This window comes from Ciceribacter sp. T2.26MG-112.2 (genome assembly GCF_900492205.1).
Classification (GTDB): Bacteria; Pseudomonadota; Alphaproteobacteria; order Rhizobiales; family Rhizobiaceae; genus Allorhizobium; species Allorhizobium naphthalenivorans_A.
The window spans coordinates 1-14,634 of the sequence record NZ_UEYQ01000042.1 but is presented as its reverse complement, the minus strand read 5'-3'; the positions used below and the strand labels follow the sequence as shown (position 1 = coordinate 14,634).

General features: G+C 58.3%; 17 protein-coding genes. 10 read left to right on the top strand and 7 right to left on the bottom strand.

Going from position 1 to position 14,634, the window contains the following annotated elements; genetic code table 11:
* Window positions 1-470 precede the first annotated feature (470 nt).
* On the top strand, window positions 471-1,433 hold the full coding sequence (locus DYZ14_RS23385) for an arsenic resistance protein (protein ID WP_232365661.1): 963 nt from the start codon (window positions 471-473) through the stop codon (window positions 1,431-1,433).
* An 85-nt stretch (window positions 1,434-1,518) separates the two neighbouring features.
* Here DYZ14_RS23385 and DYZ14_RS23380 read toward each other — a convergent pair whose 3' ends face one another.
* The 3 genes from DYZ14_RS23380 to DYZ14_RS23370 form a co-directional block, all read right to left on the bottom strand.
* Window positions 1,519-3,504 carry a heme lyase CcmF/NrfE family subunit gene (locus DYZ14_RS23380; RefSeq protein ID WP_154722847.1) on the bottom strand — a complete coding sequence of 662 codons (1,986 nt, stop codon included), beginning with the start codon at window positions 3,502-3,504 and terminating at the stop codon, window positions 1,519-1,521.
* 520 nt (window positions 3,505-4,024) lie between these two features.
* Complete coding sequence (locus DYZ14_RS23375; RefSeq protein WP_152342080.1) at window positions 4,025-4,567, bottom strand: hypothetical protein; 543 nt, start codon at window positions 4,565-4,567, stop codon at window positions 4,025-4,027.
* Window positions 4,522-5,412 (bottom strand): SMODS domain-containing nucleotidyltransferase, encoded by an 891-nt coding sequence (locus DYZ14_RS23370; RefSeq protein ID WP_152342079.1) that lies wholly within the window; start codon window positions 5,410-5,412, stop codon window positions 4,522-4,524. Before DYZ14_RS23370 ends, DYZ14_RS23375 begins: the two co-directional genes overlap by 46 nt.
* Before the next feature lie 114 nt (window positions 5,413-5,526).
* Here DYZ14_RS23370 and DYZ14_RS23365 point away from each other — a divergent pair, with 114 nt between their 5' ends.
* The 3 genes from DYZ14_RS23365 (at window position 5,527) to DYZ14_RS24230 (ending at window position 7,320) form a co-directional block, all read left to right on the top strand.
* The gene (locus DYZ14_RS23365; RefSeq protein WP_154722846.1) at window positions 5,527-6,210 is read left to right on the top strand and encodes an SOS response-associated peptidase; all 684 of its coding nucleotides are present in this window, start codon (window positions 5,527-5,529) and stop codon (window positions 6,208-6,210) included.
* Window positions 6,211-6,234: 24 nt separating this feature from the next.
* Window positions 6,235-6,537, top strand: a complete 303-nt coding sequence (locus tag DYZ14_RS23360; RefSeq protein WP_154722845.1) for an I78 family peptidase inhibitor — start codon at window positions 6,235-6,237, stop codon at window positions 6,535-6,537.
* Window positions 6,538-7,155: 618 nt separating this feature from the next.
* Window positions 7,156-7,320 carry a hypothetical protein gene (locus tag DYZ14_RS24230; protein ID WP_172973719.1) on the top strand — a complete coding sequence of 55 codons (165 nt, stop codon included), beginning with the start codon at window positions 7,156-7,158 and terminating at the stop codon, window positions 7,318-7,320.
* 525 nt (window positions 7,321-7,845) lie between these two features.
* On the opposite strand, the gene DYZ14_RS23355 is transcribed toward DYZ14_RS24230, so the two are convergent.
* Together DYZ14_RS23355 and DYZ14_RS23350 are read right to left on the bottom strand one after the other, a co-directional pair.
* Window positions 7,846-9,117 carry a Y-family DNA polymerase gene (locus tag DYZ14_RS23355; protein WP_154722844.1) on the bottom strand — a complete coding sequence of 424 codons (1,272 nt, stop codon included), beginning with the start codon at window positions 9,115-9,117 and terminating at the stop codon, window positions 7,846-7,848.
* Window positions 9,114-9,545, bottom strand: a complete 432-nt coding sequence (locus DYZ14_RS23350) for a LexA family protein (RefSeq protein ID WP_232365660.1) — start codon at window positions 9,543-9,545, stop codon at window positions 9,114-9,116. Before DYZ14_RS23350 ends, DYZ14_RS23355 begins: the two co-directional genes overlap by 4 nt.
* A 175-nt stretch (window positions 9,546-9,720) precedes the next feature.
* Between DYZ14_RS23350 and DYZ14_RS23345 the strand changes: the two genes are divergently transcribed.
* On the top strand, window positions 9,721-10,068 hold the full coding sequence (locus DYZ14_RS23345) for a hypothetical protein (protein ID WP_154722843.1): 348 nt from the start codon (window positions 9,721-9,723) through the stop codon (window positions 10,066-10,068).
* Here DYZ14_RS23345 and DYZ14_RS23340 read toward each other — a convergent pair.
* A complete protein-coding gene (locus DYZ14_RS23340) occupies window positions 10,062-10,457 on the bottom strand; it encodes a hypothetical protein (protein WP_154722842.1) in 396 nt (131 codons plus the stop codon). The genes DYZ14_RS23345 and DYZ14_RS23340 overlap by 7 nt on opposite strands.
* Window positions 10,458-10,794: 337 nt before the next feature.
* Window positions 10,795-11,313: a helix-turn-helix domain-containing protein gene (locus DYZ14_RS23335; protein ID WP_154722841.1), complete on the bottom strand. Its 519-nt coding sequence runs from the start codon at window positions 11,311-11,313 to the stop codon at window positions 10,795-10,797.
* Between the two features lie 724 nt (window positions 11,314-12,037).
* Between DYZ14_RS23335 and DYZ14_RS23330 the strand changes: the two genes are divergently transcribed.
* From DYZ14_RS23330 to DYZ14_RS23310, 5 genes are read left to right on the top strand one after another with little or no spacing between them, the layout of a single operon-like run.
* Window positions 12,038-12,493, top strand: coding sequence for a DUF3846 domain-containing protein (locus tag DYZ14_RS23330; protein WP_154722840.1), 456 nt, complete (start codon window positions 12,038-12,040; stop codon window positions 12,491-12,493).
* A complete protein-coding gene (locus DYZ14_RS23325) occupies window positions 12,490-13,488 on the top strand; it encodes a hypothetical protein (protein WP_232365659.1) in 999 nt (332 codons plus the stop codon). Before DYZ14_RS23330 ends, DYZ14_RS23325 begins: the two co-directional genes overlap by 4 nt.
* 28 nt (window positions 13,489-13,516) lie before the next feature.
* Window positions 13,517-13,963, top strand: a complete 447-nt coding sequence (locus DYZ14_RS23320; RefSeq protein WP_154722839.1) for a hypothetical protein — start codon at window positions 13,517-13,519, stop codon at window positions 13,961-13,963.
* A 10-nt stretch (window positions 13,964-13,973) separates the two neighbouring features.
* Window positions 13,974-14,210, top strand: a complete 237-nt coding sequence (locus DYZ14_RS23315) for a hypothetical protein (protein WP_154722838.1) — start codon at window positions 13,974-13,976, stop codon at window positions 14,208-14,210.
* Window positions 14,211-14,256: 46 nt separating this feature from the next.
* Window positions 14,257-14,562 carry a hypothetical protein gene (locus tag DYZ14_RS23310; RefSeq protein WP_154722837.1) on the top strand — a complete coding sequence of 102 codons (306 nt, stop codon included), beginning with the start codon at window positions 14,257-14,259 and terminating at the stop codon, window positions 14,560-14,562.
* The last annotated feature ends 72 nt before the right edge of the window (window positions 14,563-14,634 follow it).

The window sequence follows — 14,634 nt, the reverse complement described above, 5'->3', positions numbered from 1 at the left end:
TGTCTTACTTGCCGCAATGCTCCTCCTGTCGGTCTTCGCATGGTGGCGGATAAATCGGATAGCTGTCCGAATCCCGAAAATTGGAGAACAATCCAATTGAAGTCATCAGCAGTTTCATGCCTGGTCAACATGGAAAGGCAGAGAACAGCGCATGTATACCGCAAAGCCTGACACGCACCCGGACCGACCTATCCCCAGACCTTTCAAACTGTCACGCTGATCTACGGCGCAGGTCGACATGCTCAAATTCAGCGACTTGCGGCATATAGGGGAAGCTTTCAGGTGATGCTGGAAATCGGACTTTTCTGTCCGCCTCCCTGTCCAGTTCTCCAGCCCCGCAGCGCTTTTCTTGTCTGCAACGAGCTGGCACCAAAGGCGTTCGAAGACTAAACCACCGGATAGCAACGGCGGCCATTGTTCTCGGACCTGGCTAGCTTCGTCGGCCTGAAATGAAAACTGAAAGCGCTCCGTTGACCCTCCGTGACACCCTCGAAAATCATCAGGTCCAGATCTATTTTGGCGCAGTTATCCTTGGCGCTCTGGCGGCTCTCTCGATCTCTGGAACAACCGCACTTGAGATCGGCATAAATCCGTCGCTAGCGTTCATGTTGTTTGTGACCTTCCTTCAGGTTCCGCTTGCCGAACTTCGGATGGCCCTCGCGCAATTCCGCTTCCTTGGCGTCCTGCTGCTGGCGAATTTTGTCGTCATGCCTATGCTGGTGGGAGTTCTCGTCCCGTTTCTTCCACCTGATCCGATGATACGGCTTGGCGTATTGCTGGTCCTTCTCGCCCCATGCATCGACTATGTCGTTACGTTCTCGCATCTTGGCCGCGCCGACGCCCGTCTCCTGCTGGCAGCAACACCCACGCTCTTGATCGTCCAAATGCTACTGTTGCCCGTCTATTTGAGCGTTTTCCTCGGTCCCGAGGCTGGGTCTCTTATCAAAGCCGGACCATTTTTCCACGCGTTCGTCTGGCTGATCGCAGTCCCGCTTGTCTTCGCCGTCCTCATCCAGTTCTCGGCCGGCCGAAGTGTGGCAGGGCAGCGTGCGTCGGCGGTTTTGGGGCTGCTTCCGGTTCCTGCGACAGCGTTCGTACTCTTCGTCGTGGTTGCTGCCGTCGTACCGCAACTCGGCCCCGCACTCGATGCCACTTTCCGTGTTGTGCCAATATACGTGGCATACGCGGTTGCTGCGCCCTTGGCGGGGTGGGGTATGAGTAAGTTGTTCCGGCTTGATGCGCCAGCGGGCCGTGCCGTCGCATTCAGTGCCGCCACGCGCAACTCTCTGGTCGTCCTGCCGCTGGCTTTCGCTGTCCCGGGTGCTGTACCGATCCTTCCGGCAATAATTGTCACGCAGACACTGATCGAACTGCTGAGCCAGTTGGCTTACATTCGTCTGGCACCAAAGTTTGGGTCGAACAAGGCTGCCTGAAGAATGTAAGCCGCTTTGTGCCGGGCCGGGATGGCGCCTTCGTCTAATTCGCGCAGGAAGCGGAGGGGGCTGTCTGTTCGTGCACTCAGCTGACCCCTAACGACGGCCTTATCGAGGCCTTGGTTCGCTTAGGCGCTCCGACTCGCAAACGGCGATCAGAGAGCGAGACGATGCCACCAGCCATCATCACGATGGCACCGGACCAGATACAGAGGATCCAGGGCTTCCACCAGACACGTACGACAATGCCCCCGGCGGCCATTGGGTCACCCAGCGAGATGTAGAGCTGGCTGAAGCCGAAGGTGACGATGCCGGCTTCCGTCGTCGGCATCTGGCGGGCCGTGTAGAGCCGCTTCGACGACCAGACATCGGCCACCTCGACACCATCTTCGCGGATGGTGAAATGCCCCCGGTCTTCGCTATAGTTAGGTCCCGTCGCGGCGCGAATACCGTCGAAGGTGATGACATAACCGCCGGCCTCCACCGTCATGCCCGGCTTCATCTCGACCACCGTTTCCGTCTCGAAGGTGGTGACGGCCACGACGCCGAGCACGGTCACACCCATGCCGAAATGCGCAAGTGACGTGCCGAATGCCGACCGCGGCAGGCCTTTCAGTCGACTCCAGGCGGTGGACAGCGGATGCTTGCCAAAGCCTGCCCGATACCAGAGATCGGATACCGCGCCGCCCATGACGAAAAAGGCGAGCGCAAGGCCTGCCACCGCCATGACGGGACCGCCATTTTGGGCGTACCAGAAACCGAGGCCAAGCATGAGCGAGACCGCCGCCGCCACGTAAAGCCGCTGCAGCGCACCAAGTAGATCGCCGCGCTTCCAGGCGAGGAATGGCCCGAAGGGCATCGCGAGCAGGAGGGGTATTATGAGCAACCCAAAGGTGGTGTTGAAGAAGGGCGGACCGACCGAGATCTTCTCGCCCGTCAGCGTCTCCAAAAGCAGCGGATAAAGCGTGCCGATTAGAACAGACGCGGTGGAGACGGTGAGAATTAGGTTGTTGAGAACCAGCGCACCTTCACGCGAGATCGGCTGGAACAAGCCGCCGGCCTTCAGCATCGGCGCGCGCAGTGCAAAGAGCGTGAAGGCCCCACCAATGAAGATCACGAGAATGCCGAGAATGAAGACGCCGCGCGTCGGGTCGTTCGCAAAGGCGTGCACCGAGGTTAGCACGCCCGACCGCACGAGGAAGGTGCCGAGCAGCGACAGCGAGAAGGCGATGATGCCGAGCAGTACCGTCCAGATCTTCAAGGCATCACGCTTTTCCATGACCAAAGCCGAATGCAGAAGGGCCGTGCCCGCCAGCCATGGCATGAAGGAGGCGTTTTCGACCGGATCCCAGAACCACCAGCCTCCCCAGCCGAGCTCGTAATACGCCCAGTAGGAGCCCATGGCGATGCCGGCCGTCAGGAACACCCAGGCAGCTAGCGTCCAGGGCCTAACCCAGCGGGCCCAGGCGGCATCGATGCGGCCATCCATAAGAGCGGCGATCGCAAAGGAGAAGCAGACAGAGAAGCCAACATAGCCGAGATAGAGCAGAGGCGGATGGATCGCGAGGCCGATATCCTGCAGAACCGGGTTCAGATCCCGACCCTCGGCCGGGATCGGCGACAGGCGAATAAAGGGGTTGGACGTCAGAAGAATGAAGAGCGTGAAGGCCGTCGTGATCCAGGCCTGTACGGCCAGCACATTCGCTTTCAGCCGGTCCGGGAGATTGGTGCCGAAAAAGGCGACCATGGCGCTGAACAGCGTCAGGATCAGCACCCAGAGCAGCATCGAGCCTTCATGGTTCCCCCAGACGCCGGATACCTTGTAGATCATCGGTTTGAGGGAGTGAGAGTTCTCAAAGACGTTCTGCACCGAGAAGTCGGAGAAGACGTAGCCGTAGGTGAGGGCCGCGAAGGAGAAGGCGACGAGCACGAACATTGCATAGGTGCCGGTGGTACCCACCGCCATCATTGCTGCGTCACCGCGCCGTGCGCCGATCACGGGCAAAATGGAAACGACAAGACAGGTGGCGAGTGCCAGCACCAGGGCATAGTGGCCAAGCTCAATGATCATTGGATCTCTCCCTTGCCGCTGAGTTCCACCCCTTGCGCCTCCAGACGAGCGGCCGCGTCCCTTGACATTCAAGTCTCGTCATGCTGGTAGGCACTGTATCGGGACAAGGGTTTCAACCACGATCCAAGATCAGCGACCAGCCTAGCCCAAGACTTGCCCTGCGAGCAACAGCAGTGTTCATTCCCGGCGGTGTCATCGAGCTCGGCGACTGCGACACGCTTAATCGTCTCGAGGCTTCAGTGAAGTTCCATAATTATGCTTATCTGATTTTTGTTAAGCTGCTGAAATCATGAATAATTTCAAGACGGTGTGTGCTAGAATCTCCTGATCAGCTTGCAGTTTAGCCGCCCCTACCCGCCTAGGGCTGCTCTTGCCGAATTTCGTCTCATTTACTTCTAGACGCTCGGGACGCCGCGTCTCAAAACGGGAAGATCGTCCAAATGACACACTGAATATGTCTCACGGATGCTGTCTCAGCACGTATACCCGAAATAGACAGGCTGCCCGTCATCCCGAACACTCAATGAGCCTTGTCCGCTTGAAAGCTGTAGTGACCCGCTTCGATCTTCTTCTGCGCTTTAGTGAATGCTGACTCAGGAGGCGTGATGCTGTGGCTTCTCGCGATATCCATTCGATCCATCAGCTCAGCAAGCCCCTGTTCGGCCGCCTGCACGTCGCCCAACGCCGTAATGGTTGCAATGCGTCGGAATCGGTCTTGCAACGATTTGAATTCAGCGCCCAGCCGGGAAATCTCATCGACACTGGTTTCAATCTTCAGGGCGTCGGCCAAGGCGGGGAACAGGCTCGCGACAAGAGCCAGAATTGCGATCACCCATTCGTATCCCCAATCCTGCAATATCGACAAGCTGGCGATGCCGCCGATGACGATCGGAGCGGCGACAAAAATCTGCTTCTGAATTCGCACGGCGCGCAGCCATATAAAGAGCGTGGTCGAAGTGTATAGGCAGGATTCTTCCTGCCGCCGGCACTCTGCGATAATTGCCGCTCTGCGCTTCTCTAGGTCACCGAGATCGAGATGCGATTTCCGAATATCTTCTGCCATTCTTCCCCCGCCAACACCGTGAAATCGTCGCGCTCATATTCACATGCAAGAATTGCTCGATCTCTTGCGGTCTGGGCTCGCGAAAGCCACCCGTCACCAAGGTTGATTACCTCTTGGGTGCCAGGGATGACGAGATAGGAATTCGCCTTGCCGCACAGAAAGATCAAGAAATCACGGACAAACCAGTCGTAATAGAAGTAGTCCTGATCGCGATGTGCATAGGCCGACATAAATTCGGCGGCCAACATCTCGATTTGATACGACTTGAGGGGGACATTACAATGTCTCTTCCACGTCTTCATCATCTTCGCCATTGGCCGCCCGTTTCGGTACGAGAGGATGTCGGCCGTTTCGATGAATTGAAGCTCAGCTCGCGGATCGACTAGCTTCCATCGACCGCCATTATTGGTGTCCGGCATCAGAAAGCGACCTTGATCGTCATACCGGAACACCGGAACCACCTCGACAGCGATCGTATTGAACCCGGCGACTACCACTTGGCCGTCACCACGGATGTCTGTTTGATAGTACCGATCTACGAGCACCTGGCGCACTTCTTGAAGAAGGGAGGACTGCTTGTTTCCCTGGTAGCCTTCGAACCGAGTGTATACTTCGATAGGAAGCTCAAAGAAGATATCGACATCGTTTGGCGGACCTATTGCCGTACCCTTGCCCCAGGAGCCGACGATAAAGCCGTGCGGAGTCTCCGTTGATTCTCCCCAATAGGCTGCGTGGAGGGATTTTCTGACGCCCAGCTGCTTCCGAAGGCCGTCCTCAAGTTGATCGGTCGTCAGGCTCAGATTTTCATGGAAGCGACTAAAGCGCTGTCGTACCGCAATCCACATTGAAGGCCTCCCGCGTCAGAACTATAAGTGTTCTGGCACCGGCCTCGCTATTTCCATTCTGCGATTGAGGGAGTTTTGGGGCTATTCTCCCCAAGAAACATGACGGAGTAGAGTATGTGTGGCCGGTTTACCAACACGATGACTTGGGCCGAAATCCATGCCCTCTACAATATTCATGCAGAGAACCCACCCCCGTCCAACATGCCGCCGCGCTACAACATCGCGCCGACACAGAGCGTCAATTTCGCCCATAAGGACAAAGCCGGCGAGTTAGAAATTGACTACGGGCGATGGTGGCTTGTCCCCTTTTTCGCCAAGGAATGGCCGAAGGCCGCAATGTTCAACGCGAGGATCGAGACCGTCGACACATCAGGGGCATTCCGTGAACCCTTCAAGTCGAAGCGTTGCCTCATTCCGGCAGATGGCTATTTCGAATGGACCACAAGCGAAGAGGACGGCAAGAAAGACCCATGGCTGTTGCAGCTCCCCGAGGGAAAGCCTTTCTCCTTCGCCGGACTATGGGCGCATAACGACAAGCTAGGCGTCACCAGCTGCACCATCATCACAGCGCCAGCCGTCGACCACATTGCGCACATTCATACGCGAATGCCCGTCGTGTTGGGTCCATCGGCCTATGAGACCTGGTTGGATGCCTCTGTTCAGGGTGCTGACGCGAAAGCGTTCCTTCTTGAAAATCAGATCGACAGCCAGCTTGAGTTTTACCGTGTCGGGCGTGAGGTGAATTCATCTCGCTATGACGGCAGTGACACGAAAAAGCCAATTCTGAACTCCTTGTAGAGCTTGATAGCAAGGAGAGCCCCAATGAAGTCACTGCCCTATTCCGCGCCATTGATCGTCGCCGGCGTAGCTTTGGCCTTATCCGCCTGCAGCGCAGACGGAAGTACCCCCTTCTCCACGGCTCCAGCACCATGCAATGCTGAAGCCGCTGGAGCCCTCGTAGGCAAGCCCAAACCGACGGACGCAGAGGCCATGCAGCTTACCGGCGCGAAGACCGTTCGTCAGATCCAGCCAGGCGACATGGTGACCCAGGACTTCCGAGAAGATCGGGTGACGATTGAGACGGATCCCGCATCCGGTCTTGTTGTTCGAGCCACCTGCGGCTGATTGCCTGTTCCTCAAAGAAAAAGGGCCAGCGGAAAACCGCGGCCCTTAAGGTGTGGGGGTCAATAACCTCCAGAGGGGAACAGTCGACGCGCTGCCTGGGAGGAGGGGTGCGCACGTCAACTACCCGCCTATATGGGTCCGCGTCACATGGCCCGCAAGGCGACTAGTCCGAGTTTTGGTACGGACTTCCCTTTGTTGCTTTCCCGTTTGAATCCTGTTCAGCCTGAGAAAGCCGCTGCAACAGGGCGTCGATGCGGCCGTCATTCGGTATCGGTTGATGACTGGCCTGTGCCGCCTTGCGAACCATGTCGCTACAGGCGAGCTGCCTGAATACGTGAGATCTATCTGTCATCGCTGCCCCTCCGCCGCCAGAACGCCGTGAGGAGTCTCAGGTTCCGATTTGAAGTAAGGGAGAGATACGGAGAGGTAAAATCTCTCTCAACATCAACCATTACACCGACAAGGCAGGGTTCGCGTCAATGATGCGCGGTTCCCCCAATTTCGCCGCTGCGCAACGAAATCGGCTCCCCCACGCCCCGCAGGCCGCCTCCGGCGGTCATTGACCCAAACCCTCCCTTGTCGGTCCCGCACCTTTGTTTTCATTCAAAGGAGCTGACGATGACCACTTACGACCACATCAACGAATTGCGCGCCGAGCTTGCAGCGTCCATCGACCGGGCCGAGCGTCAGCAGATCGCAGCCGAGCTGGCGGCGGCCGAAGCGAAGCTTGCCGAAGAAGAGGCTGCATTCGATGCGCTGATCAGCGCCGAGCCGCCCCACTAGGGCGGCTCTTTCCAATGCCGGCGTCATGGGTATTGTCGCGCTATGGTCAAGCGCGTCTTTCTATTCTCAGGAATAGCCGTCTGCCTGTTTGCAGTCGGCTTCTGGTACTTCGTAGCGAGCCTCAGTTGTGGTCTGGACGGCGCGGGCGGATGTAGCAACCTTCCCCCGGCACCATGGAAATATCCAGGTGCCCTCGCCTACTCTCTGCCGTTCTTAGGCTTGGGCATTGTGTTTATCCTGGCGAGCCGGCGTTTTCGGTGACTAACCACGATCTATCAGAACGCCGATCCTCAGCAGGCAGGGAAACCGCGCCTCACAATGATCTGCCCCCCTCCGGTCGCACCCAATCGCGAGGGCGCGCTTGAGGTCGACGAACTGACAGCTGGCGCCGTATTTCTTCACCAATGCTTTCCGATCGAGCACGGCGTAACGGTCGCAGCGCCGGCACTCGACGTCGATCTTTTCCGCCCGGTAATCCTTCAGCCGAGGCAGGCTCATCCAAATCCCTCGCTTCTTCTTCGTTTTCTAGCGCGCCACGGCTACGGGCAGTTCTTTGATATTCGTGGTGTAGCGCGGCGATCGACGGTCAAACTTCGTTTGCCAGTCGCGCTTGATGCCGGCCGAGGCCGGGATAAGCGAGCCACGCCCGAATTTCCCATTGACCGCATCCAGGGCTGTCATCAGCCGTTGCGACTGGTCACGGTCCCGCGCATCGAACAGGGGCCGCGGCTGTGACGCCGCCCGCACCAGATCATTCATGATGATGCCGGCCTTTGCGTATCGATGGCCGTCTCTGAAGATCTTGCGCGCTCCGCTCTGAGCAGCCCGGATCAGATCAAAAGTATCGTTCGAAGCCTCGGGAAAATGGACTGTCGTTTGAGCATAGTGCGGTTTGTCCTTCGAGTTGAAGCGCGACGTATGCATGAAGACCGCTATATGTGTCGCCTCGAGGCCATGCCGTCGCAGCTTCTCTCCCGCCCTCATCGCATAGGCCGCGACTGCCTCGAGCATTCCGGCCAGATCCGTAACCGGCGTTCCAAAGGATCGGGTTACTGCGCAGCCCTTCCGTTGTGGCGGCACGTCTTCGAGCGGCAGGCATGAAATGCCCTGCAGCTCCAGAACCGTCCTCTCCCCCACCACGCTCAGAAGATTGCGGGCGAGCCGCGCATCAACACGCGCCAAGTCGCCGGCTGTTTCGATACCCAGGCCGAATAGTTTTCGCTCTGATGCCGATCCGACGCCCCAAACCTCCCCAACCTCGACGCGATCGAGCCAGCTTTGCCGAACGGCTGCATCTGTCAGATCGCAGACGCCGCCAAGCTCAGGGTTCTTCTTGGCAACGTGGTTTGCGAACTTCGCCAGTGTCTTGCTCGGGCCAATGCCGACACAGGTCGGGATCCCGGTCCATTGCTGAACCGTGGACCGAAGATCGCGGCCGAAGGCGACGCGATCGGCGGGACTGATGTCGGTCATATCCAAAAAGCTTTCATCGATCGAATAGACCTCAACATCCGGGGACCATTGCCGATAGATCGCATTCAGCCTGGCGCTCATGTCGCCATAAAGGGTGTAGTTGCTGGAATAGACCGCCACATCATTGTCACGACAGAGATCGCGGATCTTGAAGTAGGGTTCGCCCATGCCAATTCCGAGCGCCTTGGCCTCCGCCGTTCTGGCAACGGCGCATCCGTCGTTGTTGGACAGAACAATCACCGGCCGCTTTGCGATGGCAGGGTCAAAGACGCGCTCGCAGGAGCAATAGAATGAGTTGCCGTCAATCAGTGCAAAAGAGGTCATCCCTGCTTCCTCGGTCGCAGCCAATGGATGTTGCAAAGTGCGACACCCCAGATCTCGACTTCTGCGATCTCTGGAAGGTCGAACAGCGGCATGTCCGAATTCTCAAACATCAGCCGCGGCCGACCGCCCGTCATGCGCAGCCGCTTCAATGATCGCTCGCCGTGCACGGTCGCCACGACAATATCGCCATCGACCGGCCGCACGCTTCGGTCGACCACGATCAGATCCCCATGGAAGATCCCGGCGTCTCGCATCGAATTGCCGTCGACCTTCCACAAGAAGGTTGCCGGCGGGTTCCGGATCAGGAGCTTGGTAAGGTCGATGGACTCTTCGATGTAGTCATCTGCGGGTGATGGAAAGCCGGCGCATAACCCGTGGAGCATGAGAGGCACATAGATTTCTGCCTCGATTTTCAGGCCGGCGAGCATTCAATTGGATCCTTTCACGACTGGTAGCGAAAGGAACAAACAGGGAACACATGGGGCGTCAAAAATCAAGATAGCAGATTACGCGATCCTAATCTGCAGATCTGCAGCTAACGCGAGTGTCGGCAAGGTGGTAGCTTTTCGAGGCACTGTCACAGTGGAGAGGACGAGGATCACCATGACTGACGAAGTGGAGGACCTTTCAAACACCCTGATGTGGACCGTCGGCATGATTACCCAGGCCGGGCCGGACGACCTCAAGCGTGTGGCAAGGGCTTATCGAGAAGCGCAGGACCTGGTCTCGAAGATCCCGAAGACTGAGGAAGGCGCGCGCCCTCGCATCATCGCTTGTTTCCATCGATCGGACGAGTATCGCGCTGCAGACGATATCGCCTGCGTCGGATGGATCCTGACCGCGATCCAAGAACGAGTGAACGAAGGCGATCTACGCGACTGGAGGAAGCTGCGAACGGTTGTAAGGCAGATGGTAAAGCTGCTGCAGGAGCCAGCGCATTCGCTTCACTGAATCCGGTCGCTGCCTTTCCTGACGACAGGATCGTCGAAGCCAATCACCTCCGGCGCGTTCGGAGCGTCCAAAAGATGCTCAAACCCTTCCCACGTCGCCTTGTCCTCTACCCAATGGCGTTGGATCTGTCTCCATTTACGGTCAGCGAGAACCTGCATTTTCGCGATCAGCTCCAAGAGCTGGCGCGAAAAAAGCAGGTCATCCAGTTGGTTCGTCTGAAACCTGATCTCACCTTTCGGGCCATACGAAACGCGGAGCAGCTGATTGTCAGCATCGAGGACGAACATGCAGACTTCGGGTTCGTTATCCACGTTCTTGGTGACGATCAGCCTGTCAGCGGGATATCCGCCTGTTGCCTTCTGCAGCGCCTGATCAAATGCATTTGCCATTGGGATCACCTTTCCTGTCACTGTCGAATTTTGCGGAACGGTTTTGCCGGGGGGAGTCGGTCCCGGCTTCCGCTTCGCGGCGCTATGCTAAGCCTCCTGCGGCTTCCCTTCTTCCGCCAAAACCGTGTCGAGAATTCCCGCTTTCCCGCCCCTGAAGGAGGGGCGGCGCTATGCTGAAAGCTCCGATGTTCTTCATTGTCCTTCTCGGATCTCGGACTGGCGCCGATCGATCCGAGCGATGTCTTCGCCAGACGGGCGGGAAAGGACGCCGCGTGAGCGCCGGCTGATCGCCAAAGCGGCCGGCGCGCGGCGGAAACCAAAGCCAACCCACTGAGTGCTATGGCGCGGCTTTCGCCGCGCCATTTCTTTTCTGCCTTCCGACCGTCCGGGGCTCCATGGCTATCACCAGGTCATGCACCATCTTCAAGGCCGTATCGTCGAGCTTTTTCAGGTGATCGACCGTTTCTCCCATCAGCTTGTTTCTCACGTCTTTGCGTGCCTTGCCTTTGGGATGCGTAGGCCGTTCGTTGACGAAGGGATCGAAGAATTCTTCTGGAGTGATATCCAGGACCTCGAAAACGTGGATCAGCCGTCCGACGGTCATCAAGGAAGAGGCGTTTTCGTAACGGGAATACGTCGCCTCCTTCACCCCCAGCAGTGTAGCGACTTTAGCTTGCGCAATTTGTCGGTCGGTTCGCAGGTCACGCAGCCGCTGCGCAACAAGCAGATCCAGTTCCTTGAGATCGATAATCTTTCCGTCGAGCCGCTTGCGATAGACGGGATAATCTTTGTTCGGGTCGTCAACGCGTTCAAGTCCGAGATAGCTTACCCACTGCTCGAGTCCGAAACCTGCCATTGCCACCAACCACACTGGAAATTAATCGTTATTCCTCTGGAACAATTAAAGATGGTGCCTCGAAAGTCTACCCTGAATAGCTACTTTAGCGCATCGCTTTGCGACCCCGCTCTATGCCTTCGGCACGGAGCCAGCAGGCGCTGTCTCCGCCCGTTCGGGTGACGATCGGTTGCGCTGCGGCTTCGCCTTCAATCACATGCATCTTGGGCAAAAATCGGTACCGACATTTACAGCCTCTCCCGATCGACCCATATTGGCTACTGATCAAGTCAGGTCGTGGCAAGTCTCTAGCCCTTTCTTGTCGCGTGCCTACGGAGGCCGCCCCGCCTGATCGGGGCGGCCTTTCCGCATCTTGAAAGCTCCTTACCGCCATCAGCACCAATCACGGTGAGTCCGGTCCCCGTCACGATGAAGCAGTGACGCCGGAGGCGTCCTGTCTGTCTCTTTGATGAGGGAAAGAGGAGCGCCGCCCCCTCTCCCTCACAAGGGGAAAAAACGGTCTCCCCGTCCTTCCTTCGCGCAGCCTGAAGGCGCGCTTTCGTGCAGGATCGCCGCTAACGCGCCGCCCCTTCGGCTTTGCCTCGGGCGGGCGAACCCCCTCCGTTTTTATCCCCTTGCCACCCTCTCCCCCGCTGCTCCGCGCGAACTCGGGAGCAGGAGCGGGGCTCCTGCCCACGAGGGGCACGAGAAGACCGCTCCGCGGAATTGGAGAAAGGGCTAGACTATGACCACAACCGCAACCGTTTACCTGCTGGACCCGGAAGCCGGGACCATTCAAGCCGCAGAGGTCGCAGCACCGAGCGCGTTCTCTCAGACCTACGGGCTGATTGGATGCCAGCTTGTCGAGGTGGTGCCATTCGACACGAACCACGTTCTTATCGTCGATGAGGAGGGTTTGCGCGACGGCTTGACCGTTTTCACTGTCTTTGATGGCTACCCGCAGCCATTGGCTGGAAAGATCGTTCTTGCCAGCCTGGACGGCTCGCATGTCCTACCGCCGCAGATCAGCATTGAGGAAGCAGCGGCCCGCCTGAACGTCTGCAAGCCGGTTCTTGATCCGGTCTTTGCCAAGGCAGACGAGCATTCCCCCAATGGGGTCATTTTGGGCGGCGCTTTGATCGGTTTCCAGACCCGCATCACCCGCGCTCACCCAACCGTCATGGCGGGGGTCGTCCGATGATCATCGCTGTTGTCGAGGACCGCACCCTGTCCATTCTCGCCGGAACCTTTGCCGCGACCATCGCGGCGAAGGACATCGAACATAGCTTCCATGCCCTTACTCATTTTCCGGAGCGGCGCACCCTTTCCGAACTGGAAGGGCTGGCAGAGCGCCTGAACGGCTTTGCCGCTTACATGGTGGAGCTGTGGGAGCAAGCAAAACTGCCCCTGCCGGACGCTGAATTAGAGGCCTTTGCCCGCCGTCATGTCGAGATCACCCGCAAGTATTGGGCAGCGGAAGGCCGTTGCATGAACTGGTTTATCACCGGACCTGCTCGCTTTCCCGTCGCCCGCAATGAAAAGCGGATGCGAGTATCAGACGCCCGCCGTGCTGACGTCTCGGCCCATATCGCGACTGCGAAAAAGGCAGTGAAGCGCAAGGCGTTTCCGCACGGGACCGATGACGAGCCGATCCGCTCCGGCGATCCGGCCGCCATGCAGCGCATCGCCTCGCGGATCGAAGACCTAACGCTGTCCATCGACCGGATGAAACGAGCGAATGTCATCATTCGTCAGATGGAGAAGGATCAAGCGAGCGAAACCGACATTCTGGCCCGTGTGGTGGCAGAAACCGGCATGGACGAGGAGAGGGCATCGCGTGGCGTTACCCTTGCCCCGTGGCAGAACCGACGCGGTTTTTCCACCACCAACACCCGCGCCGAACTGCGCCGCATGCAAACCCGCCTCGCTTTGCTTGCTGCGATGAAGAAGCGCGGCGACCGCGCCGAGGACGTCGAGACGGAGGCAGGAGCCGTCACGGTCAAGGAAAATGCCGACATGGCCCGCATTCAGTTGCTGTTTCCCGGCAAGCCGGACGAACAGACGCGGCGAACCCTGAAATCTCACGGGTTCCGCTGGTCCCCTTCGCAGGGGGCTTGGCAGCGCAACTTGAACGAGGCCGGACGCTATGCGGCCAAATGCGTCTTGAAATCGATCAGCGGCAACAGCGCCGCTTGATCAGCCCCGGAAAACAGAGGATCCCCACATGAATGAGCAGATTTTTACAGTCATGGAGTTTTCCGGCCGAGGCGACGCCATGTTCGGCGGCAGTGCCGCCGACTGGAGCCTATACACCCAAGAAGACGGCTCAAACGCTTTCATGAGTGCAGCCGACGCGCAGCGCCGCCAGCTGGTGAAAGCCTATTTCCCGACCAAGAAGGAGGCAAGTGAGGCCGGAGAGGCAGCCAGTCAGCGCAAGGGCCTGATTTCGGCCCTGCCTGTTCGGCGCGTTGACGAGATTCCCTATGCGCAATTGCGCTGGATTGTCGGAAACATGCACGTTGGGACTAGCGATGACGACTTGAAAGCCGACATCAAGGGACGCGCGAAGTCGGGCATGACAGCGAATTCCGACCTTCTGGCGCAGGCGTGCGCCTATGCACTGGCAAGCCACCGAGCCAATCAGGGCTTGGTTGCCCATTTCCGGCTGTAGGAGGCGAAGCATGAAAAGCAACGGCCAGCGCCGAAGCGTTGAGGTGTTCGACACGCCCTCCGGTTTAGGAGGGAGCCACACGGTTGAGGTTGTCGAGGACCTTGGAAACAATAAGGTCAAGGTGCGCGTCTGGTATGGACGCGCCACCGCGGCAGGTTGGGAAGCGTGGAAGGATTGGGACGGCTACCGCTTTGAGACCTACCGCGCCAACCTGACCAACAAGCGGTCAATGCCGCTGTTCAAATAGGACCTGGACCGCATTTCGATGCGGCCCGACATCAGGAGGGACACCATTGAGCCGCTACACCGTGACCGTGAAAACCGACGAAGAGACCGACGAGAACGCCGTAATCGGCTATGATCCGCCGTTGCGCACCTTCTTTCTGCAGGCGTTTCCCGATGAGGAAACCGACGAATATGCCCTATGGTTCGGGACGCATCTTGAGCAGCACCCAAGCCTTGAATCGATCATCGAGAGCGCGCGCCGTTTTGGCTATGAGATCGAAGCGCTGTCACAGAAGGCCATCGTCGCCATGACAAAGGAAGCGGGAACGCCGACGCTGCTAAGCCTTGGCGAGCGGCTAGGATTGGTACGCTGACAATTGTTGGATGCTTTGCTGCGGGGCTGGTTCGGAAGAACTGGCGCCGTAGCCATTTTGGCAGTTGCGAAC

Excerpts from the sequence above, each read along its gene's own strand:
- DYZ14_RS23335 (WP_154722841.1), bottom strand. The coding sequence starts at position 11,313 with ATGGCAGGTTTCGGACTCGAGCAGTGGGTAAGCTATCTCGGACTTGAA.
- DYZ14_RS23325 (WP_232365659.1), top strand. The coding sequence starts at position 12,490 with ATGATCATCGCTGTTGTCGAGGACCGCACCCTGTCCATTCTCGCCGGA.
- DYZ14_RS23315 (WP_154722838.1), top strand. The coding sequence starts at position 13,974 with ATGAAAAGCAACGGCCAGCGCCGAAGCGTTGAGGTGTTCGACACGCCC.
- DYZ14_RS23340 (WP_154722842.1), bottom strand. The coding sequence starts at position 10,457 with ATGGCAAATGCATTTGATCAGGCGCTGCAGAAGGCAACAGGCGGATAT.
- DYZ14_RS23320 (WP_154722839.1), top strand. The coding sequence starts at position 13,517 with ATGAATGAGCAGATTTTTACAGTCATGGAGTTTTCCGGCCGAGGCGAC.
- DYZ14_RS23370 (WP_152342079.1), bottom strand. The coding sequence starts at position 5,412 with ATGTGGATTGCGGTACGACAGCGCTTTAGTCGCTTCCATGAAAATCTG.
- DYZ14_RS23360 (WP_154722845.1), top strand. The coding sequence starts at position 6,235 with ATGAAGTCACTGCCCTATTCCGCGCCATTGATCGTCGCCGGCGTAGCT.
- DYZ14_RS23350 (WP_232365660.1), bottom strand. The coding sequence starts at position 9,545 with ATGCTCGCCGGCCTGAAAATCGAGGCAGAAATCTATGTGCCTCTCATG.
- DYZ14_RS23375 (WP_152342080.1), bottom strand. The coding sequence starts at position 4,567 with ATGGCAGAAGATATTCGGAAATCGCATCTCGATCTCGGTGACCTAGAG.
- DYZ14_RS23345 (WP_154722843.1), top strand. The coding sequence starts at position 9,721 with ATGACTGACGAAGTGGAGGACCTTTCAAACACCCTGATGTGGACCGTC.
- DYZ14_RS24230 (WP_172973719.1), top strand. The coding sequence starts at position 7,156 with ATGACCACTTACGACCACATCAACGAATTGCGCGCCGAGCTTGCAGCG.
- DYZ14_RS23365 (WP_154722846.1), top strand. The coding sequence starts at position 5,527 with ATGTGTGGCCGGTTTACCAACACGATGACTTGGGCCGAAATCCATGCC.
- DYZ14_RS23330 (WP_154722840.1), top strand. The coding sequence starts at position 12,038 with ATGACCACAACCGCAACCGTTTACCTGCTGGACCCGGAAGCCGGGACC.
- DYZ14_RS23355 (WP_154722844.1), bottom strand. The coding sequence starts at position 9,117 with ATGACCTCTTTTGCACTGATTGACGGCAACTCATTCTATTGCTCCTGC.
- DYZ14_RS23380 (WP_154722847.1), bottom strand. The coding sequence starts at position 3,504 with ATGATCATTGAGCTTGGCCACTATGCCCTGGTGCTGGCACTCGCCACC.